General features: G+C 59.4%; 24 protein-coding genes. 7 read left to right on the forward strand and 17 right to left on the reverse strand.

Translation table 11 applies throughout. The features are described 5' to 3' along the window. Window positions 1-81 precede the first annotated feature (81 nt). Genes ACFORG_RS07120 through mutT form a run of 3 tightly spaced genes read left to right on the forward strand, consistent with a single transcriptional unit; the run spans window position 82 to window position 2,561 of the window. On the forward strand, window positions 82-933 hold the full coding sequence (locus ACFORG_RS07120; protein WP_386734695.1) for a peptidylprolyl isomerase: 852 nt from the start codon (window positions 82-84) through the stop codon (window positions 931-933). Window positions 934-939: 6 nt separating this feature from the next. Next, a complete protein-coding gene (gene argJ / locus ACFORG_RS07125) occupies window positions 940-2,166 on the forward strand; it encodes a bifunctional glutamate N-acetyltransferase/amino-acid acetyltransferase ArgJ (protein WP_386734696.1) in 1,227 nt (408 codons plus the stop codon). Beyond that, complete coding sequence (mutT, locus tag ACFORG_RS07130; protein WP_386734697.1) at window positions 2,163-2,561, forward strand: 8-oxo-dGTP diphosphatase MutT; 399 nt, start codon at window positions 2,163-2,165, stop codon at window positions 2,559-2,561. Before argJ ends, mutT begins: the two co-directional genes overlap by 4 nt. Before the next feature lie 50 nt (window positions 2,562-2,611). Here the strand turns inward: mutT and infB are convergent, their stop codons facing one another. From infB to pip, 6 genes are all read right to left on the reverse strand, one after another. Beyond that, window positions 2,612-5,110: a translation initiation factor IF-2 gene (gene infB / locus ACFORG_RS07135; protein WP_386734698.1), complete on the reverse strand. Its 2,499-nt coding sequence runs from the start codon at window positions 5,108-5,110 to the stop codon at window positions 2,612-2,614. A gap of 8 nt (window positions 5,111-5,118) precedes the next feature. Next, window positions 5,119-5,742 carry an RNA-binding protein gene (locus ACFORG_RS07140; protein WP_386734699.1) on the reverse strand — a complete coding sequence of 208 codons (624 nt, stop codon included), beginning with the start codon at window positions 5,740-5,742 and terminating at the stop codon, window positions 5,119-5,121. Between the two features lie 22 nt (window positions 5,743-5,764). Further along, window positions 5,765-7,390 carry a transcription termination factor NusA gene (nusA, locus tag ACFORG_RS07145; protein WP_386734700.1) on the reverse strand — a complete coding sequence of 542 codons (1,626 nt, stop codon included), beginning with the start codon at window positions 7,388-7,390 and terminating at the stop codon, window positions 5,765-5,767. Continuing rightward, window positions 7,390-7,983, reverse strand: coding sequence for a ribosome maturation factor RimP (rimP, locus tag ACFORG_RS07150; RefSeq protein WP_386734701.1), 594 nt, complete (start codon window positions 7,981-7,983; stop codon window positions 7,390-7,392). Before rimP ends, nusA begins: the two co-directional genes overlap by 1 nt. Before the next feature lie 132 nt (window positions 7,984-8,115). Continuing rightward, complete coding sequence (locus ACFORG_RS07155) at window positions 8,116-8,934, reverse strand: ABC transporter substrate-binding protein (protein WP_386734702.1); 819 nt, start codon at window positions 8,932-8,934, stop codon at window positions 8,116-8,118. Beyond that, window positions 8,931-9,908, reverse strand: coding sequence for a prolyl aminopeptidase (pip, locus tag ACFORG_RS07160; protein ID WP_386734703.1), 978 nt, complete (start codon window positions 9,906-9,908; stop codon window positions 8,931-8,933). Before pip ends, ACFORG_RS07155 begins: the two co-directional genes overlap by 4 nt. 49 nt (window positions 9,909-9,957) lie before the next feature. Between pip and ubiG the strand changes: the two genes are divergently transcribed. Then, window positions 9,958-10,707 carry a bifunctional 2-polyprenyl-6-hydroxyphenol methylase/3-demethylubiquinol 3-O-methyltransferase UbiG gene (ubiG, locus tag ACFORG_RS07165; protein WP_386734704.1) on the forward strand — a complete coding sequence of 250 codons (750 nt, stop codon included), beginning with the start codon at window positions 9,958-9,960 and terminating at the stop codon, window positions 10,705-10,707. Here ubiG and ACFORG_RS07170 read toward each other — a convergent pair. The 4 genes from ACFORG_RS07170 to ACFORG_RS07185 are packed head-to-tail and all read right to left on the reverse strand — an operon-like array spanning window position 10,704 to window position 13,009. Next, window positions 10,704-11,144 (reverse strand): MarR family winged helix-turn-helix transcriptional regulator, encoded by a 441-nt coding sequence (locus tag ACFORG_RS07170; RefSeq protein ID WP_386734705.1) that lies wholly within the window; start codon window positions 11,142-11,144, stop codon window positions 10,704-10,706. The two genes, ubiG and ACFORG_RS07170, sit on opposite strands and share 4 nt — an antisense overlap. A gap of 12 nt (window positions 11,145-11,156) precedes the next feature. Beyond that, complete coding sequence (locus ACFORG_RS07175) at window positions 11,157-11,987, reverse strand: carbon-nitrogen hydrolase family protein (RefSeq protein ID WP_386734706.1); 831 nt, start codon at window positions 11,985-11,987, stop codon at window positions 11,157-11,159. Further along, window positions 11,987-12,244 (reverse strand): glutaredoxin 3, encoded by a 258-nt coding sequence (grxC, locus tag ACFORG_RS07180; RefSeq protein WP_386734707.1) that lies wholly within the window; start codon window positions 12,242-12,244, stop codon window positions 11,987-11,989. Before grxC ends, ACFORG_RS07175 begins: the two co-directional genes overlap by 1 nt. A gap of 36 nt (window positions 12,245-12,280) precedes the next feature. Beyond that, window positions 12,281-13,009, reverse strand: coding sequence for a ComF family protein (locus ACFORG_RS07185; RefSeq protein ID WP_386734708.1), 729 nt, complete (start codon window positions 13,007-13,009; stop codon window positions 12,281-12,283). A gap of 16 nt (window positions 13,010-13,025) precedes the next feature. Here ACFORG_RS07185 and ACFORG_RS07190 point away from each other — a divergent pair, with 16 nt between their 5' ends. Beyond that, window positions 13,026-13,856 (forward strand): methyltransferase domain-containing protein, encoded by an 831-nt coding sequence (locus ACFORG_RS07190; protein ID WP_386734710.1) that lies wholly within the window; start codon window positions 13,026-13,028, stop codon window positions 13,854-13,856. 60 nt (window positions 13,857-13,916) lie between these two features. Beyond that, complete coding sequence (hemH, locus tag ACFORG_RS07195) at window positions 13,917-14,978, forward strand: ferrochelatase (protein ID WP_386734711.1); 1,062 nt, start codon at window positions 13,917-13,919, stop codon at window positions 14,976-14,978. Window positions 14,979-15,051: 73 nt separating this feature from the next. On the opposite strand, the gene ACFORG_RS07200 is transcribed toward hemH, so the two are convergent. Further along, window positions 15,052-15,234, reverse strand: coding sequence for a hypothetical protein (locus tag ACFORG_RS07200; protein ID WP_386734712.1), 183 nt, complete (start codon window positions 15,232-15,234; stop codon window positions 15,052-15,054). A 465-nt stretch (window positions 15,235-15,699) separates the two neighbouring features. Here ACFORG_RS07200 and ACFORG_RS07205 point away from each other — a divergent pair, with 465 nt between their 5' ends. Then, a complete protein-coding gene (locus ACFORG_RS07205; protein ID WP_386734738.1) occupies window positions 15,700-16,239 on the forward strand; it encodes a CAP domain-containing protein in 540 nt (179 codons plus the stop codon). Between the two features lie 22 nt (window positions 16,240-16,261). On the opposite strand, the gene ACFORG_RS07210 is transcribed toward ACFORG_RS07205, so the two are convergent. The 6 genes from ACFORG_RS07210 to ACFORG_RS07235 form a co-directional block, all read right to left on the reverse strand. Next, a complete protein-coding gene (locus ACFORG_RS07210) occupies window positions 16,262-16,726 on the reverse strand; it encodes a PTS sugar transporter subunit IIA (protein WP_386734713.1) in 465 nt (154 codons plus the stop codon). A gap of 61 nt (window positions 16,727-16,787) precedes the next feature. Continuing rightward, on the reverse strand, window positions 16,788-17,351 hold the full coding sequence (gene hpf / locus ACFORG_RS07215; RefSeq protein ID WP_386734714.1) for a ribosome hibernation-promoting factor, HPF/YfiA family: 564 nt from the start codon (window positions 17,349-17,351) through the stop codon (window positions 16,788-16,790). A 247-nt stretch (window positions 17,352-17,598) separates the two neighbouring features. Further along, on the reverse strand, window positions 17,599-18,357 hold the full coding sequence (lptB, locus tag ACFORG_RS07220; RefSeq protein ID WP_386734715.1) for an LPS export ABC transporter ATP-binding protein: 759 nt from the start codon (window positions 18,355-18,357) through the stop codon (window positions 17,599-17,601). Next, window positions 18,357-18,794 carry a lipopolysaccharide transport periplasmic protein LptA gene (gene lptA / locus ACFORG_RS07225; protein WP_386734716.1) on the reverse strand — a complete coding sequence of 146 codons (438 nt, stop codon included), beginning with the start codon at window positions 18,792-18,794 and terminating at the stop codon, window positions 18,357-18,359. The genes lptB and lptA overlap by 1 nt, the downstream gene beginning before the upstream one ends. A 57-nt stretch (window positions 18,795-18,851) precedes the next feature. Next, window positions 18,852-19,451, reverse strand: a complete 600-nt coding sequence (locus tag ACFORG_RS07230; RefSeq protein ID WP_386734718.1) for a hypothetical protein — start codon at window positions 19,449-19,451, stop codon at window positions 18,852-18,854. A gap of 34 nt (window positions 19,452-19,485) precedes the next feature. Beyond that, window positions 19,486-20,100, reverse strand: coding sequence for a ribonuclease D (locus ACFORG_RS07235; protein WP_386734719.1), 615 nt, complete (start codon window positions 20,098-20,100; stop codon window positions 19,486-19,488). Between the last annotated feature and the right edge of the window lie 189 nt (window positions 20,101-20,289).

A 20,289-nucleotide genomic window follows, 5' to 3' on the forward strand; every position in this document is an offset into this window, starting at 1 on the left:
CAAGGCTTCAAGGCGATGTAAGCGGCAGGTCGTGGAGTGTCAACGCCGCGCCCCGTCGCGGCCTGCCAATAGGAAGAATCAATGCCGAAACGCCTCACTTTTCTGGCATCGCTGAGCCTTGTTGCCGCGATGTCGATACCCTTGTCTGCCGAGACCACACCGGATGCCGGCACGGTCCTGGCGCGGGTCAATGGTGAAGAGATCACCCTTGGCCACGTCATCGTTGCCAAATCGGTTCTGCCGGCCCAGTACCAGCAACTGCCAGACGAGGTTTTGTTCGACGCCATTCTCGACCAGCTGATCCAGCAAACCTTGCTGGGACAGGAGCGCGGTGACCAGGTTCCGCAGCGGATCGAGCTTGCGCTACAAAACGAGCGCCGTTCGCTTCTGGCGGCAGAGACGTTGCAAGAGATCATGCGCACGGTAACGACCGAAGAGGCGCTGCAGCAGGCCTATGATGCGAAATACGCCGACGGGTTTGGCGGGGACGAGTTCAATGCCTCGCACATCCTTCTCAATTCCGAGGAAGAGGCAAAGGCAGTCAAGGAACTTTTGGACAGCGGCGCAGATTTCGCGGCGACCGCCAAGGAAAAGTCGACAGGACCCTCGGGTCCGAATGGCGGGTCACTTGGATGGTTCGGCAAAGGCGCGATGGTACCCGAGTTCGAGGCTGCGGTGATTGGCCTGGAACCGGGCGAAGTGTCGGAACCGGTGCAGACGCAGTTCGGCTGGCACATCGTCAAGCTGACCGAGAAGCGCAAGGCAGAGGCACCCGCGCTGGAAGAGGTTCGTGGCGAGCTGTCCAACGAGATCCAGCAGCAGGCCGTCGAGGATCGCGTGGCGGAATTGACGAAGTCGGGTGAGGTCGAGAAGCTGGAAGTCGAAGGCGTGTCGCCGAATATGCTCAGCCAACCCGAGCTTCTGCAGGAGTAAGCCAACGTGGCCAAAATCACCAAGGTCTCGCCGCTCGCGCCCGAGAGATTTCCCGATCTTCCCCCGATTGAAGGTGTACAGTTTGCGACGGCTGAAGCAGGCGTGCGCTACGCCGGTCGGACCGATGTTATGTTGGCCGTGCTTGATCCTGGCACGGCGGTGGCGGGTGTTTTCACCCGCTCGACCACGCGGGCCGCGCCGGTTCTGGACTGTCAGCGCAAGATTGGGGGCGCGTCGGTAGGGCCTGCGGCGATCCTTGTGAACTCCGGTAACGCTAATGCCTTTACCGGCAAACACGGGGAGCGTTCGGTCTCCGAGGTGACGTCGTCAGTGGCCAAGGTAACGGGGGTGTCCGAAGACCGGGTTTTCACTTCTTCGACCGGGGTAATCGGCGAGCCGCTGCCGCATGATCGGATCGTGGCAAAGCTTGCTGACTTGACCTCGGAGCTTTCGCCAGATCGTTTCGAGGCTGCCGCGCGTGCCATCATGACGACCGACACCTTTCCCAAGGGCGCAACGGCGCGTGTCGAAATCGACGGCAAGCCGGTTACGATCTCGGGTATTGCCAAGGGGTCGGGGATGATCGCACCCGACATGGCAACCATGCTGGTCTACATATTCACCGACGCGGTGGTCGAGCAGTCGGTTTTGCAGGACACGCTGTCCCGGCTCACCGATCGGACGTTCAACTGCATCACGGTGGATAGCGACACATCGACCTCTGATGCGTTGTTGCTCTGTGCGACGGGCGCATCGGGTGTGGACGCCACCAAAAATGCGGCGTTCGAATCGGCACTGGAACGGGTCATGCTCGATCTCGCGCATCAAGTTGTGCGCGATGGGGAAGGCGCGACCAAGTTTGTCGAAATTCGGGTCACGGGTGGCGTGACCGATGCCGATGCCAAGACGCACGGCCTTGCCATTGCGAACTCGCCGCTCGTCAAGACGGCTATCGCGGGCGAAGATCCCAACTGGGGGCGCGTGGTGATGGCCATCGGGAAATCGGGCGCTGCGGCGGATCGCGACCTGTTGAACATTCGCTTCGGTGATATCCTCGTGGCGGAAAATGGTTGGGTCAGCAGCGATTACCGCGAAGAAGACGCGGCCGCTTACATGAAAGGTCAGAACCTCTCGATCTCGGTCGATCTGGGACTTGGAAACGGGAGCGCGACCGTATGGACTTGCGACCTGACGCACGGCTACATCGAAATCAACGCGGATTACCGGTCGTGAAGGTTGTTCTGGTATCCGCCGTTGCCCTGATCGATGTCGATGGCAGGGTGTTGCTGGCACAGCGCCCCGAAGGCAAGTCCATGGCCGGCCTGTGGGAATTTCCTGGCGGCAAGGTGGAGCCAGGCGAAACGCCCGAAACCGCGTTGGTGAGGGAGCTGCACGAAGAACTTGGCATAGACACATGGGAATCCTGCCTCGCACCATTGACCTTTGCCAGCCACAGCTATGACGATTTCCATTTGCTGATGCCGCTTTTCGCCTGCCGGAAATGGAACGGTATTCCCCAGTCGCGGGAAGGTCAGGCGCTGAAATGGGCGCGGGCGAATGAGTTGCGTGAATATCCGATGCCTCCGGCGGATATTCCGCTGATCCCGATACTCAGGGACTGGTTGTAACAAGAAGGGCCCGCGCGAGCGGGCCCTTTTTCTTTGTCCTCGTCGACCGATCAGTCGAGCGTACGGGTGACTTCCTGGCGCTCGAAGATCTCGATGACATCGCCGGGGCGAATGTCGTCGTAGTTCTCGAAAGCCATACCGCATTCCTGACCGGACTGGACCTCTGATACTTCGTCCTTGAAGCGCTTGAGCGTTTTAAGCGTCCCTTCGTGGATCACCACGTTATCGCGCAGCAAACGCACACCTGCGGAGCGGCGGGCAATCCCCTCGGTCACAAGACAGCCGGCAACCTTGCCAACGCCGGACACCTTGAAGACCTCTTTGATTTCGGCATAACCGATGAAGTTTTCACGGATCTCGGCGCTCAGAAGTCCAGAGGCCGCCTGTTTCACGTCATCGACCAAGTCGTAGATCACCGAGTAGTACCGGATCTCGACACCCTTCTGGTTTGCCACGTTGCGCGCGGTTGCATTGGCACGCACATTGAAGCCCATAACCGGTGCACCCGACGCCTCGGCCAGGCCGATATCGGTTTCGGTGATCGCACCGACGCCCGAATGCAGAACACGGACGCGGACCTCGTCGTTGCCGATCTTTTCCATCGCCTGAACGATCGCCTCGGCCGAACCCTGCACGTCCGCCTTGACGAGAATGGGCAGCTCGGCCACGTTTTCGTCTTCCTTGGCTTTCTGCATCAGCTGCTCAAGGGTGGTTGCGGCACCGGCGGCGGCGCGTTTGTCCTTGGCAACCTGCGCACGGTACTCGGCAATCTCGCGGGCCTGAGCCTCTGTTTCGGTCACGTTCAGAACGTCACCAGCCTCGGGAGTGCCGTTGAGGCCCAGAACCTCGACAGGAACCGACGGGCCAGCTTCTTTCACGCGGTCACCCTTATCGTTGATCAGCGCGCGGACCTTACCGTATTGCTCACCCACGACGAAAATATCGCCCTGACGAAGGGTACCTTTCTGGATCAGAACGGTTGCGACCGGGCCTCGGCCCACGTCCAGTTGCGCCTCGATCACGGCCCCTTGGGCGGCGCGGTCGGGGTTGGCCTTGAGTTCGAGGATCTCGGCCTGAAGGGCAATCGCCTCGAGCAGATCATCAAGACCCTGCCCGGTGATGGCCGACACTTCGACGTCCTGCACGTCGCCGGACATCTTTTCGACGATCACTTCATGCTGAAGCAGGTCAGTACGCACCTTGTCCGGGTTGGCTTCGGGTTTGTCGACCTTGTTGATCGCCACGATCATCGGGACGTTTGCCGCCTTCGCGTGGTTGATCGCTTCGATCGTCTGCGGCATCACGGCGTCATCCGCCGCGACCACGAGAACCACGATATCGGTGACTTGTGCACCGCGCGACCGCATCGAGGTGAACGCCGCGTGACCGGGCGTATCGAGGAAGCTCAACACCGCACCGCTGTCGGTTTTCACCTGATAGGCGCCAATATGCTGCGTGATACCGCCAGCCTCGCCTGCCACGACCTTTGCGTCACGGATGGCGTCCAGCAGCGAGGTCTTGCCGTGATCGACATGCCCCATGATGGTGATGACCGGCGGACGCGGCTGAAGGTCGTCTTCCTTGTCATCGATATCTGCAATCACGTCTTCGACGTCGGCATCCGACACACGAACCACGCGGTGACCGAATTCCTCGATGATCAGTTCGGCGGTATCGGCATCGATGGTCTGGTTCTGTGTGACCATCATGCCCATTTTCATGAGCGCCTTGACCACATCTGCCGAACGCTCGGCCATGCGGTTCGCCAGTTCGCCAACAGTGATCGCTTCGGGCAACTGTACGTCACGAATGACCTTTTCCCGTTCGACCGGTCCGCCCATGGCTTTCTGCCGGGCGCGCTCCTGCTTGCGCTTCATCGACGCGATGGAGCGTTGACGCCCGCCTTCGCCCGAAAGTGCTTGGTTCAGGGTCAGTTTGCCGGAGCGGCGATTGTCGTCGCGACCTTTGCCGCGGTTCTGGCGCTGGTCCCGGTCGCGATCAGGCGTCGCGGGACGCTTGGTCGTATCTGCGGCGGGCTTGGCTGCGCCAGGCTTGTCGGTACGCGGCGCGGGCGCTTCCTTGGCGGATTTCGCTTCGGCTTCGGCGCGCTTGGCCGCTTCTTCGGCTTCGCGGCGCTGACGTTCTTCGTCCTCGGCCTTTTGCCGCGCTCTTTCTTCAGCTTCGCGCTGCTCACGCTCTTTCTGTTCTTTCTCCGCGCGCAGACGCTCACGCTCTTCGGCGCGGGCCTTTTCCTCGGCCTCACGCTGCGCGGCTTCTTCGGCTTCGCGTGCCTTTGCTGCCTGCAGCGCCTTCAGCCGGCGCGCCATTTCCGCATCGGAAATCCCAGCAGGGCGACGCGAGGGGTCTGTTGCGGGCGAGGCACCACCCGACGCGGATTTACCCGCGCCCGGCTTGGGGACAACCACACGCTTGCGTTTGGTCTCCACCACGACATTTTTGGTCCGTCCGTGGCTGAAACTCTGTTTCACGTTCCCCGAACGGGACCCCCCACGCAGACCCAATGTCTTTTTGCCGTCACTATCGCTCATAAAGCTTCTTACCCTTCCGTGCGGCCCTTGCCGCCGTCATCCGTTTTGCGCATGCCACGAAGGCGTTGCGCTTCCTCTACAACACGTTTGGCGAGTCCACCAGAGGCCAGCGCCGCATGTATCACCGATTGGCGGCCAAAGGCCATGCCCAATTCGTCCGCAGTGAGCCAGCCGATGTATTTGCCGAAATGCGGCGTGCTCAGTTTCGACTTGCCGCGACCTGATCCGTCGCTTGCTTGGATCAGAACCTCGGCCTCTTCCTTGTCGAGCCAGGTCTTGACCTTTTCATAGCCAGCGACCGCGTCGCCAGATTTACGCGCCATGCTGATCAGATCGACCACGCGGCGCGCCAGTTGCCGCTCGACCTCATCGACCAGGTCATCGGGCACTGTTACCTGTGTCTTGAGGCCCCGGGCAAAGAGTTTCTTCTTTGCCGCGCGTTCAAGGGCGGCCCGGTCGGCCGAGACATAAACGCCCCGACCCGGCAGCTTTTCCATCACATCCGGAAACACCGTGCCATCCGGACCTGCGACGAAGCGGATCAGCCCGTGTTTGGGCTGAACCTCGCCAGTGGCGACGCATTTGCGCTCGGCACCTTCCGAGTGCTCTTTCCGTATGCCGCCGCGACCCATTCGAGACCTCCGGAGCCCAGAATCAGGCTCCGGCCTCCTCTTCGGAGTCGTCGGTGTCGGCGTCTTCCTCTTCGGCCTCTACTTCGAGCTCTGCGGGATCAACCCAGCCAAGCAAAACACGGGCTGTCATTACCATGTCCTGTGCTTCCTCGAGAGAGAGGTCGAAGGGTTCGAGGATACCGTCATCCTTGACCCGCTGACCGTCGACCGTCGTCCAGCCACCGGCCAGTTCCCAATCGGCGCAGGTCGCGAAATCCTCAAGGGTCTTTACGCCATCCTTCGCCAACGCTTCCACCATTTGGGGTGTCAGGCCATCGAATTCAATAAGGCTGTCTTCTGCACCCAGTTCGCGGGCGTTCTCAAGGGCCTGCCGGGCCTGCGCCTCGAGGTGGTCGCGGGCGCGCGCCTGCAATTCCTCGGCGGTGCCTTCGTCGACGCCGTCAATGACCAGCAGCTCGTCGAGTTCGACATAAGCCACCTCTTCGAGGTTGGTGAACCCTTCGGAGACGAGAAGCTGGGCGAAGAATTCATCAAGATCCAGCGTCTCCATGAAGAGCTGGGTACGTGCCTCGAATTCCTTTTGCCGACGGGCCGATTCCTCGGCCTCGGTCATGATGTCGATGTCCAGATTCGTAAGCTGTGACGCAAGGCGGACGTTTTGACCCCGGCGGCCGATAGCCAGCGAAAGCTGTTCCTCGGGAACGACGACTTCGATCTTGCCGGCTTCTTCGTCGAGAACGACCTTGGATACCTCTGCCGGCTGCAATGCGTTCACAAGGAAGGTCGGTTGGTCCTCGTTCCATGGAATGATGTCAATCTTTTCGCCCTGAAGTTCGTTCACGACGGCCTGCACACGGCTGCCGCGCATACCCACACAGGCGCCGACGGGGTCGATGCTGCTGTCGTAGGAGATAACGGCGATCTTGGCGCGGCTGCCCGGATCACGGGCGACGGCCTTGATCTCGATGATGCCGTCGTAGATCTCGGGCACTTCCATCTTGAAGAGCGCAGCCATGAATTCGGGCGCCGTACGGCTGAGGAAGATCTGCGGCCCACGCGGCTCTCGGCGCACGTCCTTGACGAAGCAGCGAACACGATCGCCAGGGCGATAGCTTTCGCGGCCGATTTTTTCGTTGCGGCGCAGGATCGCCTCTCCGGTTCCGACATCTACGATGACGTTGCCATATTCCTCGCGCTTGACCTGACCGTTGATGATGGTGCCGACGCGGTCCTTGAATTCTTCGTACTGGCGGTCGCGCTCTGCTTCGCGGACCTTCTGAAGGATCACCTGCTTGGCCGATTGCGCGGCAATGCGGCCCATCTCGACCGGCGGCACCTCTTCGGTGAAGACATCGCCGACCTTGGGGTCTTCCATGTACTGGCGGGCCTGCTCGACCGTCATCTCGGCCTGGTAGTTCTCCAGCTCTTCATCCTCGACGACGGTACGCACGCGGGTGAAGGTGGCGCGACCGGTCTTGCGGTCGATGGACACGCGGATGTCCATTTCCGAGCCGTAACGGCTCTTGGCGGCGCGCGCGAGGCTCTCTTCCATCGCTTCGACGACCAGACCGGGGTCGATCATCTTTTCGCGGGCCACGGCCTCGGCCGTTTGCAAGAGCTCCAACTGGTTTGCGGAGGTAATTGCCATTATTCCTTCTCCTCTGCGGACCCGTCCTCGGTCACGATCTCGTCAAACTGGTCTTCGTTGAGCGCGCCGGCCGCCTTGCGCTGACGCAGCATTTCCTTGATCAGGTCTTCTGTCAGCACGAGCTTTGCGTCGCTCAGCCAATCGAACTTCAACCCGATGGTCACCGTCTCGCCGTCCTGCAGGATGTTGACGAGCACCTCGTCATCCTCGACTCCTGCCAACTCGCCCTTGAACCGGCGGCGGCCATCTATCAGTTCCGAGGTTTCCAGTTTCGCCTCGTACCCCTCGAACATCGCAAAGTCCTTGAGGCGCGTCAGGGGCCGGTCGATGCCGGGGCTGGACACTTCGAGCGTGTAGGCATCGAGGATCGGGTCTTCGACATCGAGGGTCGCACTGACGGCGTTAGAAATCTCAGCGCAATCGTCGACTTCGATTCCGCCATCTGGCTTGTCAGCCATGATTTGCAGAGTAGCCTGCTTGCCGCTCATCAGGCGAATGCGGACGAGTTCGAAGCCCAGATCTTCGATCACAGGCGTTACGATCTCGGCCAGGCGCCGGTCGATCGCAGCTTTTGCTATGAGGTCGTTCGACATGGTTTCCAGACACAAAAAAACGGGCGCGCGGCCCGTGGAACATTTCCGGTGGAACCCCGGACCCAAAGGCCCGACGTGCCGCTGTTGAAGCGCCATATACGGGGTGGAGGCCGAGTCTGCAACCCCTGACGGTCAGATCATCCACCACCGTTCAATAAGGCGACCGTCATCCAGCGGGGCGTGCGCGATCCGATTTGGCAGTCCGACACGCTCATTCGCTGCCAAGGCCATGTCGTTTTCCGACGGGTGGAAGCGAAACCTAGCCCGGTCGCGAAGGCCGACACGATCGGGCAGGGCGGCGAGATCGACATAACCGTCGCGCAGCGCCTCGGCCCGAATCGCGGCATCGGGAATGACGATGATCTCGACCACATCGACCCATCCCGCCTTACCTTGCTTGTAATGGTCAGCCACCCGCGTACCGCGAAAATGTCGGCCGTCCTCGGCGCGCTCCACGCGGTAGCATCCGGTGCCGTTTGCCAGACCCAGCGGTCTCGTCGCCTCACCCGCGCGCGCAACCGCAAATTGACGGCCTGCCAGACGGAGAGGCAAGCCAGGGTCCGGATCGTCCAGTGTAAGGGTCACTGTGTAGGTATCGACAAGGTTGATCCTGCCTAGGCGTTCCAGTGTTGCTGTCACATCGTTCGCCGAAAGCGGGTGGCCGTCGTGAAACGACACGTCATCGCGAAGGGACAGTCGCCAATTCCTCGCTTCGGCGTCCGATTGCCAATCTCGCAGCAGCTCGCCGCGCAGCGCGCCATCGGGTCCGATCTCGGTGAGCGTGTCGTACACCGCCCCCGAAACAAGCGTTTCAAGGCTGTCGTCACGTGGTACGGCGATTCGCAAAGTTCCGCCCTGTTTCGGCGCTGCATCCAGCGAAACGCCGGTCGCGGCCAAAAGAGCTGCGGCTGCACCGGACGTGAACAGCGCGCGGCGGTCGATGCGATTCATCGGAGCTGCTCCCCGATCCTGTCCATGATGCGTACGAGTTCGGAGGAAATGCCCGGTTCGCTCAACGCGTGGCCGGCATTTCGAACCATTTTGAGCTCGGAGTTGGGCCAGAGCTCACTGAGGCGATAGGCAGAAGCAGGCGGGCAGATCATGTCGTAGCGGCCTTGAACGATGAAGCCTGGAATATGCGAGATGCGTCCCATCTGCGCAAGGATCTGTCCATCCTGATCAAGGAACCCGGCATTCTGGAAGTAGTGGTTCTCGAGACGAGCAAACGCGCGGGCGTAATCTCCTGGGCTCTCGCCGGTCATGCCGTGGGAATGAATCGAGGCCAATGCATTTTCCCAAGCCGACCAGATCCGCCCAAAGCGCGTCTCCTCCATCAGGTTCCCGGAAAAAAGGCGCCTGTGATAGGCTGCGATCAGGTCGTCGCGCTCATCCTCCGGGATTGGGCTCACGAATTTCGACCAGATCTCGGGCCAGAACTTGCCTGCGCCGCCGCCATAAAACCAATCGAGCTCGGCCTGCGTCATGAGGAACACGCCGCGCAGCACGAGGTGGGTTACGCGGTCAGGGTGAGTCTGTGCGTAGATAAGGGCCAGGGTTGCACCCCAACTTCCGCCGAAGGCGATCCATTCGTCGATCTCAAGCAACGTTCGGATCCGTTCGATATCGGCGACAAGATGCCAAGTCGTGTTGTCGGCAACCGATGCATGCGGTCGTGACCGACCACAGCCGCGCTGGTCAAAGAGTACGACACGGTAAACCGATGGGTCAAAATAGCGCCGCATTGCCGGACTGCATCCGCCACCGGGACCGCCGTGCAGGACGACCACCGGGATCCCATCCGGGTTGCCGCACTGTTCGACATAAACGCGATGACCTTGACCGACATCGATCATGCGCTGGTCGAACGGGTCGACCGGCGGATAGAGATACTGCACTGCGCGCTTTTGGTCCGGGTACTTGTCCATTACGGCCCTATATAGTCCACAAGCTGTAAAAGAGCACACGGAGACAGGAATGCAAGCAAGTCCGAACACCGTCGACCCCGCCGAGATCGCCAAGTTCGAGGCGATGGCGGCCGAATGGTGGGATCCCGCGGGCAAGTTCAAGCCCTTGCACATGCTCAACCCATGCCGCCTGGATTACATCACTGCCCAGATCGCCGGCGAGTTCGGGCGGGATCTGGCCGATGATCAGCCGTTTGCCGGTTTGCGGTTACTCGATATCGGTTGTGGCGGCGGGCTCTTGTCCGAACCCATGGCGCGGTTGGGTGCCGAGGTCGTGGGGGCCGATGCCGCCGAAAGAAACTTGCCCGTCGCGCGCATCCATGCTGAGCAGTCGAGGCTGGATATAGATTATCGCCACACCACTGCCGAGGCTTTGGCCGAATCGGGTGAGGCTTTCGACGTGGTGCTGAACATGGAGGTAGTCGAGCATGTCGCCGATCCCTTGGCTTACCTGACCGCGGTAAGACAGCTGTTAAAGCCCGGTGGTCTCCACATCTGCTCGACGATCAATCGCAACCCGAAGTCCTACGCGATGGCCATTTTCGGTGCCGAAGTCGTCATGCGCTGGTTGCCGCGGGGAACGCACGAATGGTCGAAATTCATCACGCCAGACGAGTTGTACGAATTCCTGCGGCAGGCCGGTTTGGACCCGGTTGATCGCAAGGGCTTTGTTTTCAATCCAATAAGCTGGGCGTGGTCGATCTCGGATCGTGATCTGAGCGTAAACTACGTTACAGCAAGTCTGAAGCCCACGACCTAAGCGCCTTCCAGCTTGATGCGCAGATCGCGCAGGACCGGCAAGATGGTGCGGACACGGTCGGTGCCCAGTTGCTGGACCATGCGATTGATGAGCGGGGCAATCGATTGAATCGCCTGGTCGCGCGCTTGCCGCCCAGCCGGGCTGATCGCAACCATCTTGCGCCTTGCATCGTCCCAATCGGGCCGGATGTGGATGTATCCGGCCCATTCCAGTTTCGACAATGTGTTGGTCATCGCGCCGCGTGTCACGTGAAACGTTGCCGCGAGCTGAGCAGGAGATCGCTCGCCGCCCACGAAGACAAGGTGATTGAGTACCGAGAAATGCGAAATCTCCATGCCTTTTGGAAGCACCCGACCCAACCGATTGCGCAGCAATTGGTCGGCGGTCAGGATCTCGCTGAAAAGCGAGATTGCCAGTGCATTGGTTTCTTCGGTCATCTTCGGTTCGGATCAGGGCCCGGTAAAGGGGCGGACATGTGTGAGCGAGGGAACCTTGCGGCGCGCCTCTGTCACAGAACTATCATTGAGATCCAGAAAGTGAATGCCGGGTTCGGTTCCGCCGTCTATCAGCACCTCGCCCCAGGGCGAAACCGCAAGGCTGTGCCCGTATGTCTTTCGCTCGCGGCCGCGCGTGGTTGGGTGGGTGCCGCATTGTCCTGGTGCCAGAACGTAACACCCCGTTTCAATGGCACGGGCGCGCAACAGCGAATGCCAGTGGGCCGCGCCGGTCACAGGGGAAAAGGCCGCCGGTACGGTGAGGATGCGCGCACCGGATTGCGCAAGGGCTGCGTAGAGATGCGGAAAACGCAGGTCGTAGCAGACGCTCATACCGATTCGGCCAAAGGGGGTCTCGGCGGTAACCGCACGATCTCCGGGGCGGTAGTTGGCCGATTCCCGAAAGGTTTCTGTCTCGGTCACCTGAACGTCGAACATATGAATCTTGTCATAGCGCGCAACGATTTCACCACTTGGCGAAACAAGGAAAGACCGGTTTGCAAAGCGGCCGTCGGCATCATGGGTCTTGAGGCCGAGCGAACCGATCAATAGCCAAATCCCCAACTCGGAAGCCTGCTTTTGCAGGCCCGCAAGGGTTTCGTCGTCCTCTTCGTGCCGAAGGACTTCGCGCTGCCGCGTGGTACTGTTCGACACGCAATTGGTCACCTCGGGCGTCAGAACGAAACGCGCTCCCTTGTCGGCGGCGGCGGCAACCATTGCGCGCACCATTTCAAGGTTTTGGCCCGGGTCGTCGGACGACGTGATCTGCAGCAGCGCGGTTTTCATCAGGCAGCCAGCATCGGGTCGAGTTTGCCGGTACGATCCAGGTCGAACAGGTCATCGCAACCGCCGACATGCGTTTTGCCGATAAAGATCTGCGGCACCGTACGTCTACCGCCTGCACGCTGGATCATCTCAGGTTTGCGATCCGGATCACGCAGCACGTCGATCTCGGTGAATTCAACGCCTTTCTGTTTCAACAAGCGTTTGGCTGCGTGACAAAAGCCGCACAGGGGCGACGTGTAGATTTCGACGGGCTTCATGTATTCCCCTCATTCGTTCGCGAAACTTAGGGTGAGTTAAGCATCCTTGGCGACGCGCGCCAGTGTCAACACGCGGATTTGCGCGGCACCCGCATCAAGGCAAGCCTCAGCACAGGCCGACAGTGTTGCGCCAGAGGTCATGACATCGTCCACCAGAAGAACGGTACGAGCAGCAAGTCGATGACGGCGTTTCGGGTGAGGCTCTATGGCATTTCGCAGTGCTGTAAACCTTTGGTTGGCGCTGGAACCGTCAAGCTTCGGGGTCTTGATTCTTCTTAGCAGCAGGTCCGGGCAAAAAGGCAGGCCGGTTTCGTTGGCAAGATGTTGCGCCAGCAGGGCGGACTGGTTGTAGCGCCGTTTGAGCAATCGCGACCAGTGCAGTGGGACTGGTGCGATCAGCATGTCATCTGTGAGGATCTCACGACCGGCCTGGGCCAGCCAACGTGCAGCGGGGCGTGCAAGCTCTGGCCTGTCGCCATGCTTGAATGCAAGCATCATGCGCTTTGCCCTGCCTTTGTACAGAAGGGCAGACCGGCCTTCCACCCAAGGGCGGGGAGTCTTCATGCAGTCGTCGCATTCGATGCGATGCCCGTCGCGTTCACCCGGGAGCGGGGTGCCGCACGCCTCGCAGACTGTGCCGACGATGAAAGGTGTGTCGCGCCAGCATGTCCCGCAGAGTCCGAAATCGGACGAAACAAGTTCCCCACAGCCCATGCAGCGAGGCGGATAGACCAGTTCGACGGCAGTTTGAATCTTGCTCCACATGGTTTAAGTGCGGCTCATGAAAATGCCTGCTTCCGAGATGCCAGTTCTGTTCGATCGCGTGGCGCTTGCCGCGCACCGGTCACGAGCAAATGGTGAAGCGTTTTTCCTTCACCATTTCGCGGTCGACGAGGTGCAGGATCGTCTGGCGATGGTTAACAGGACGTTTAAGACTGCGGCTGTCGTGACCGCTTTCCCTGAACCCTGGCAGTCGATGATGCCCGAAGCGCAGATTGTCGCGGACGACGACGTTCTGGCATTCGAGCCCGAAAGCAACGATCTGATCATTCACGCCATGGCGCTTCACTGGGCCAATGATCCGGTCGGCCAACTGATCCAGTGCCGTCGCGCATTACGGCCCGACGGCTTGCTGATTGCCTTGTGTTTGGGGGGGGACACCCTTCACCAGTTGCGCGCCGTGTTGAGTCAGGCGGAGGTTGAGGTGACAGGCGGCCTTAGCCCACGCATTGCCCCGATGGGAGAGATCCGGGATCTTGGTGCCTTGTTGCAGAGGGCGGGATTTGCACTGCCGGTGGCGGACTCCGCTCCGTTGACAGCGACATACAGCGACCTCAGGCACCTGATGCTCGACCTGCGCGCGATGGGCGAAACGAACGCGATGCTCGAACGCCCGAGACGATTTACTCGAAAATCCGTGTTTTCGCGGGCGCAGGACCTCTACTCAGAGCATTTCGCGCAGGCTGACGGACGGTTGGAAGCAACTTTCGAAATCATCTGCCTGACCGGCTGGGCGCCGCATGAAAACCAACCCAAACCATTGCGGCCGGGATCGGCTCAGGCGAGACTGGCCGAAGCACTTGGCACGGATGAGACCAAATTGACCGATTGACGCGGGACGAATCCCGCTTAACTCAGGAAGCGGACCAGTAAGACATTCAGGAAACCCGATATGCTAGACGCCATCAAGGACGCAATCCGACCCGCCCACGCACCGGCGGATCATCCCAAGGTCAAGATGGGACGAATCGGAATCCTGTTGGCCAATCTCGGAACTCCTGACCATTACTCCTATTGGCCGATGCGTCGTTACCTGAACGAGTTTCTGTCGGACAAGCGCGTGATCGATTATCCCGCGTGGAAGTGGCAGCCCATTTTGCAGGGGATCATCCTGACCAAGCGCCCCTTCAGTTCGGGCGCGGCCTACAAGTCGATCTGGAACCACGACAAGGGCGAAAGCCCGCTGATGACGATCACCAAGGAACAGACGGCTAAACTGTCGGCCAAGCTGCAAGAGGTCCACGGGGACAAGGTGCTGGTGGATTTCTGCATGCGTTATGGCAATCCGTCGACGCGCTCGAAGGTTGCCCATATGACGGCCGAAGGTTGCGACAGAATACTGTTTTTTCCACTGTATCCGCATTATGCCGGAGCGACGACCGCGACCGCCAATGATCAGTTCTTTCGCGCCTTGATGCATGAGACATGGCAGCCGGCGAGCCGTACGGTGCCAGCCTATTTCGATCATCCCGCGTATATCGATGCGCTCGCCCGTTCGATCGAAAGCGCATATGCGAAGATGGACAGCCGGCCCGACATTCTCGTTTGTTCCTACCACGGGATGCCGGAACGCTACCTCAAGCAGGGCGATCCGTACCATTGCCAGTGTGTCAAGACCACGCGGCTTCTGAAAGAGCGGCTGGGTTGGGATGACGATCAGATCACGTCAACCTTCCAGTCACGATTCGGGCCCGAGGAATGGTTGAAGCCCTACACGGTTGATCACGTTGCCGATCTTGCCAAGCAAGGAAAAAAGAACATCGCAGTTGTTGCTCCTGCATTCTCGGCCGATTGCATCGAAACGCTGGAAGAGATCAACGAAGAGATTCGCGAAAGCTTCGAAGAGGCTGGCGGCGAAGGCTTTACATATATTCCGTGCCTGAACTCTGACGATGCGCATATCGAAGCGCTTGCGCGTCTCGTCGATGAAAACATTCGAGGCTGGATAGACTGACCGGGTCAGTTTGATGCAAAAGAAAAAGGCGGTGGAGAACCACCGCCTTTTCCGGTTTCTTGTGTCGTAGCTATTAGCTGGATGCGACAGCTGCGCCGACGATAACCAGCAGCAGCAGGGGCAGCCAGACGCCGCCGGACGAGCCCTGAGTCTCTTCGACGATGACCGGTGCTTCGACGACGGGCTCTTCCAGGTTGCCTGCAAAAGCGGTCGATGCGGCGGCGGTCAGGGCAGCAGCGAGAACGAGTTTCTTCATGTTAACCTCCAGAATTTGCGCGATTACATACATGTATACCGCGCACCCAAGACTTACCTCGTGGTTTTTTTCTATGCCGCACATGCACCGAATTGCAAACGCTACTTGTTGCAGAAGGCAAGAAGGGCGCTGAAATGTCGTCAAAATAGCAACACTTGCGGGGCGATCTTCACCATATCGTGCCCTTGGGCCGTTGGCGCACAATCACCAGAAAGCGGACAGCGGGGCAGCTCTCAAAGCCTTGCGCGCGCAGTTGAACGCAAATGTTGCCAGCTTGTCAAAGGTAACCCGGTGCCAGGCAGATTGTTCGGTCAAAATTCGGGAGTCTGCGGACTGTTCTGATGCGCATGCTTGGTGCAGGCAAGCCGTACCAAGTGTCAAACCTCTTCGATGTGTTGTTTCTTGGGTTTGCTACCGGAGCGCCGGCGCGCTATTTCGTGCCGTGACAGAAGGACGGTACGGATGATGATACGCGCAATCTCTCTTTTGCTCTTGGGATTTCTGGCCTTGGCGGCGTGTACGCCCACACCGTCCAGCCCGCGGCTTGGCGCGGACGGAAAACCATTACCGCAAGTCTATAGAATCTCTGGCAATCCCGAGAAAATCCAGTTTCGGATGCTCGATTCGGTCAATGCTCTGCGGCAGGCGTCCGGGTTGCGACCGGTCCAACTGAATGCCCAGTTGAACGCTGCGGCAGCGACGCATGCACGCGACATGTCGGTGCAGAATCGGCCTTGGCATTTCGGATCGGACGGTTCGTCCCCGCTCGATCGTGCCGCGCGCGTCGGCTATACCGGCCGTTTCCTTGGTGAGGCGATCTCGGAAACCTACGAAACCGAGCTTGAGACGCTCGCTGCCTGGATGGAGCAAGACGGACCGCGTACTGTCATCATGGATCCGAACGCAACAGACATGGGATTCGCGTGGTTTCAGGAACGCGGCGGCAAGCTTTGGTGGACCTTGGAGATGGGTGCCGGTGCCGTCAGTGGTGGCCTGAGCAGTTAGGAACTGCCAAGGCCAGCCAAGGTCAGGCCGCTTGAACCGAGTGGGACTCTGTCAGAATAGCATAGATCTTGACGGGATCCGGGTTGGCCCGAAGCTTGGCGCAAACGGTTGCTTCCCGGAGTGTACGCGACACCAAGGCCAGCGCCTTGAGGTGCTCTACGCCTGCATCTTCGGGTGCAAAGAGAGCAAAGGCCAGATCGACCGGCTGGCGATCTACCGATCCAAAGTCGATGGGTTTTTCCAATAGAACGAAGACGCCGCAAACCTCCTCCAGTCCCGAGAGGTGGGCATGCGGAAGTGCCACGCCATGACCAACGCCGGTTGGTCCGAGGCTTTCGCGCTCCAAAAGCGAATCGACGATGGCCTGCGGGTTCAAGTCCACCGCATTTGCTGCAACATCGCCAATCTCTTGAAAGAGCCGCTTCTTGCTGGAAACGGCAGACAATACGCGGACGGCCTCAGGTTTGAGGATGCTCGAGAGCTGCATAGGTTCTTGCTCCGGGTTGCCGCCCCTGCCTAGGCAGGAGCGTGCGCTCAGGTTTTGCCTCTTACGGGTCAATCCATCCGATGTTTCCGTCTTCCCGACGGTAAACGACGTTCAACCCATCCTTGCCTTCATTACGGAAAACCAGCACCGGGGCGCCGGCCAATTCCATTTGCATGACGGCTTCACCAACAGACAATGAAGGGATCTTTGTCTCCATTTCCGCAACAATTATTGGTTGCAGCGTCTCCGGCTCGGCTTCCGCCTCCGATTCTTCCGACGCGAGGATATAGGATGAGGCCCCAAAGAGTTCAACCGGCTCCACCCGATCTTTGTGATGATCCTTCAGTCGCCGTTTGTAACGGCGCAACTGCTTTTCCATTTTCTGGCAGCAGCCTTCGAACGCCGCGTAGATTTCAGTGGCATGTGCCTTGGCCTGGGCCGTCAATCCGGTGGACATGTGTACCGTTGCTTCGCACACATATTCATGCGCCGACCGGGAAAATACGACATTCGCATCGGTTGGGCGCTGGGCATACTTGCCCACCACTTCGCCAAGCTCCGTCTCGACATGGGTTTGCAGGGCTTCTCCGATGTCGATCTGTTTTCCGGTAATTTGGTAACGCATGTTATCTCCTTCACGCTTCTCACCCGTTACGGCGCGACGCGCCTTTATGCCTGTTCTTATCGGGTGGGGGATATAGGCGCATGTCTCGGTTGATCTGCATCACACCTTCGGTCGAAGGTCGCGTACAGAGCTTCTTGGAACCGCGGATGTGCCATACCTCATTTGAGGCTAGAGACGATGGCGAAGTCAATCGAAACAGGATTGTATATACGCAAAATCCGTCCGGCCTCAGACCGCGCGTCGGCCGTCACGATATGCGGAAATTGTCACCAAGATAGACGCGGCGCACGTTTTCGTTGTCCACGACCTCTTCGGGGGTGCCGGACATAAGCATGTGGCCGTCATGAAGGATGTAGGCGCGATCCACGATTTCGAGCGTTTCGCGTACATTGTGGTCGGTAATAAGAACTCCGATCCCACGTTTCTTGAGGTCGGCGACAAGGTGGCGGATGTCACCGACACTGATTGGGTCCACCCCTGCAAACGGCTCATCTAGCAGCAGGTACTTGGGATCGGCCGCCAGGCAGCGCGCGATCTCGACCCGGCGCCTTTCCCCTCCGGAAAGGGCAAGGGCAGGCGCCCGGCGCAAATGCTCGATGGAAAAGTCAGACAACAACTCTTCGAGACGCTCCTTGCGCTGATGGGCATGTTTGACGGTGATGTCGAGAACGGAAGAGATGTTGTCTTCGACACTGAGCCCGCGAAAGATCGACATCTCCTGCGGCAGATACCCGATTCCCATCTGTGCACGGCGATACATCGGAAGCGTGGTCGCATTCTGCCCGTCGATGATTACCTGTCCGGCTTCTGGAAAAACGAGGCCCGCGACCGCGTAGAACGTCGTGGTCTTGCCTGACCCGTTCGGTCCAAGAAGCGCGACAACCTCCGAGCGATTGAGAATCATCGAGACGTCACGAATAACGGTCTTGCGCCTGTAGGACTTGCGCAGCTTTTCAATCTTGAGACCGGCGTCGCCCTCGGTCACCGTAAGTTGCGGTCTATTCATCAATCCCCGTCCGAGCTGAGGATTGTTCTCACGCGCCCTGTCATCTGGGCGGTGCCGGTGGTCAGGTTCACGGTCATCTCGTTTGCGCTGAGTGCGTTCGGGCCTTGTGTCAAAAGCACGTTGCCGGTCATCACGATAACGCCGGTGTCGATTGAATAGTCGGCGCGTTCGGCCTCTGCCGCATCGGGGCCACTTACCAGAACAACTCCGCCAGTTGCTTCAAGCCGCTCTATCCCGGATTGGTTCTCGTCATAGATGACGAGCACTCGCTGCGCCGAGAGCCTCATTTCGCCCTGCCCGACAACAACATTGCCCTTGAACTCGGCAGATCCGTCTTCCTGGTTCACATCCAGAGTGTCCGCAGTGACCTCGACCGGCAGGCTTGTGTCGGCCTTGATCGCTCCGAAGGCGACATTTGCGCCCTGCGCCTGTACCAACGACGCGAAACCTATACATATTGTGACAAGAGCAAGGGAGCGAAAATGGAACACAGGTTATCTTTCTGAAGTTTGCGGGTCGTATACCAGCTTCACGCCGTTTGTGAAAAGGATATGAACCGGCGCTTCCTCGTTTTCAGCCCCGAACTGCATGGCGCCTGCAACCAGATGGCCAATCGGGCCTGTCGCATCAACCTGGCGTGGTGCCGCCCCTTCAATCCCGCTCAATGATGTCTCAAGCGTGTCGGTCGTCATTACGAAACCGTCCGACGTGGTGATGCGCACGTCGCCGGCAAACGTGGCCGTGTCGCTGTCGAGGGCAAAATCTCCGGCATCCGACGATACGGTGATTTCGCGTCCGTTGACCAGTTTCATCCTTGCGAATAGCTGTTCGGCAGCCGCAGGCGCGTTCATCGAGCCCGGCTTCGCCGTTTCTGCGGTGATCAGGATCTCTTCACCCCGTGCCGAGGTCCCGGAGAAAAAGGGTCGCGTAATCTGCTGCCCCGTCACGCGCTCGGAAAGATCTCTTTCGGCAAAAGGAAGCGCGGCCTCGGGGTCGACATCACGCGAAAGCAGAAACAGCGAAGATAACAACATCAACGCAGCAAGCGGCAGCAAAACCTTCAGGAACTGGATAAGGCGCGAATAGCCGTCCATCACGTAGTGTCCCAATTCGTTGCGACCGACTCCATCAGGAGTGGGCAAAGATGTCGGTTTCCGGCCAGCCTTCAAGATCAAGCCGTGCCCTGATGGGCAGGAAATCGAAGCAGGCAGCCGCCAGTTCCGTGCGCCCCTCTCGTTCTAGGCGGCGATCCAGCGCTTCCCTCAACCGATGCAAGTACAGCACGTCGGATGCCGCGTAGTCCAATTGCGCATCGCTGAGCGTTTCCGCGCCCCAATCGCTCATCTGTTGTTGCTTGGAGATGTCCACGCCCAACAATTCCTGGCAGAGGTTCTTCAGGCCGTGACGGTCGGTATAGGTTCGGACCAGGCGACTCGCGATTTTGGTGCAATAGACTGGTGAGGCAAGCGCACCGAAGGCATTGTACATGGCGGCAATGTCGAACCGCCCAAAATGGAACAGCTTGAGGACAGCCGGGTCGCGCAGCATGGCCGACAGGTTCGGCGCTTCCGTTTGCCCTTTTTCAATCTGTACTATGTGTGCGTGCCCATCACCACCCGAGAGCTGCACGACGCAGAGCCTGTCACGGTGAGGGTTCAGCCCCATGGTTTCGCAGTCTATGGCCACGATCGGGCCAAGATCGAGTCCCTCGGGAAGGTCTCTCTTATATAGATGATTGGCCACGATGCCCGTCCTTGTCTGTTCTGTTCGCTAGGAAATAGGGGTTTTGAGCACACGACTCAATCCGCACCCCGTCCCGTGTTCGTTCTGTTTCTGGTGTTTGACGTTGGTTTTGAAGTTGTGAGTCTGTGTGGAAGTTTGTGGATAAGGTGTTGAGTCGGATGTTTTGGGGCTTTTTGGGTGTTGGTTTGG

Source organism: Lutimaribacter marinistellae, from assembly GCF_042648365.1.
In the GTDB taxonomy this organism is placed as follows: Bacteria; Pseudomonadota; Alphaproteobacteria; order Rhodobacterales; family Rhodobacteraceae; genus Lutimaribacter_A; species Lutimaribacter_A marinistellae.

Coding starts and splice junctions, on each gene's coding strand:
- ACFORG_RS07120 (WP_386734695.1), top strand. CDS start 82: ATGCCGAAACGCCTCACTTTTCTGGCATCGCTGAGCCTTGTTGCCGCG.
- infB (WP_386734698.1), bottom strand. CDS start 5,110: ATGAGCGATAGTGACGGCAAAAAGACATTGGGTCTGCGTGGGGGGTCC.
- ACFORG_RS07140 (WP_386734699.1), bottom strand. CDS start 5,742: ATGGGTCGCGGCGGCATACGGAAAGAGCACTCGGAAGGTGCCGAGCGC.
- nusA (WP_386734700.1), bottom strand. CDS start 7,390: ATGGCAATTACCTCCGCAAACCAGTTGGAGCTCTTGCAAACGGCCGAG.
- rimP (WP_386734701.1), bottom strand. CDS start 7,983: ATGTCGAACGACCTCATAGCAAAAGCTGCGATCGACCGGCGCCTGGCC.
- ACFORG_RS07155 (WP_386734702.1), bottom strand. CDS start 8,934: ATGAATCGCATCGACCGCCGCGCGCTGTTCACGTCCGGTGCAGCCGCA.
- pip (WP_386734703.1), bottom strand. CDS start 9,908: ATGGACAAGTACCCGGACCAAAAGCGCGCAGTGCAGTATCTCTATCCG.
- ubiG (WP_386734704.1), top strand. CDS start 9,958: ATGCAAGCAAGTCCGAACACCGTCGACCCCGCCGAGATCGCCAAGTTC.
- ACFORG_RS07170 (WP_386734705.1), bottom strand. CDS start 11,144: ATGACCGAAGAAACCAATGCACTGGCAATCTCGCTTTTCAGCGAGATC.
- ACFORG_RS07175 (WP_386734706.1), bottom strand. CDS start 11,987: ATGAAAACCGCGCTGCTGCAGATCACGTCGTCCGACGACCCGGGCCAA.
- grxC (WP_386734707.1), bottom strand. CDS start 12,244: ATGAAGCCCGTCGAAATCTACACGTCGCCCCTGTGCGGCTTTTGTCAC.
- ACFORG_RS07185 (WP_386734708.1), bottom strand. CDS start 13,009: ATGTGGAGCAAGATTCAAACTGCCGTCGAACTGGTCTATCCGCCTCGC.
- ACFORG_RS07190 (WP_386734710.1), top strand. CDS start 13,026: ATGAAAATGCCTGCTTCCGAGATGCCAGTTCTGTTCGATCGCGTGGCG.
- hemH (WP_386734711.1), top strand. CDS start 13,917: ATGCTAGACGCCATCAAGGACGCAATCCGACCCGCCCACGCACCGGCG.
- ACFORG_RS07200 (WP_386734712.1), bottom strand. CDS start 15,234: ATGAAGAAACTCGTTCTCGCTGCTGCCCTGACCGCCGCCGCATCGACC.
- ACFORG_RS07205 (WP_386734738.1), top strand. CDS start 15,700: ATGATACGCGCAATCTCTCTTTTGCTCTTGGGATTTCTGGCCTTGGCG.
- ACFORG_RS07210 (WP_386734713.1), bottom strand. CDS start 16,726: ATGCAGCTCTCGAGCATCCTCAAACCTGAGGCCGTCCGCGTATTGTCT.
- hpf (WP_386734714.1), bottom strand. CDS start 17,351: ATGCGTTACCAAATTACCGGAAAACAGATCGACATCGGAGAAGCCCTG.
- lptB (WP_386734715.1), bottom strand. CDS start 18,357: ATGAATAGACCGCAACTTACGGTGACCGAGGGCGACGCCGGTCTCAAG.
- ACFORG_RS07230 (WP_386734718.1), bottom strand. CDS start 19,451: ATGGACGGCTATTCGCGCCTTATCCAGTTCCTGAAGGTTTTGCTGCCG.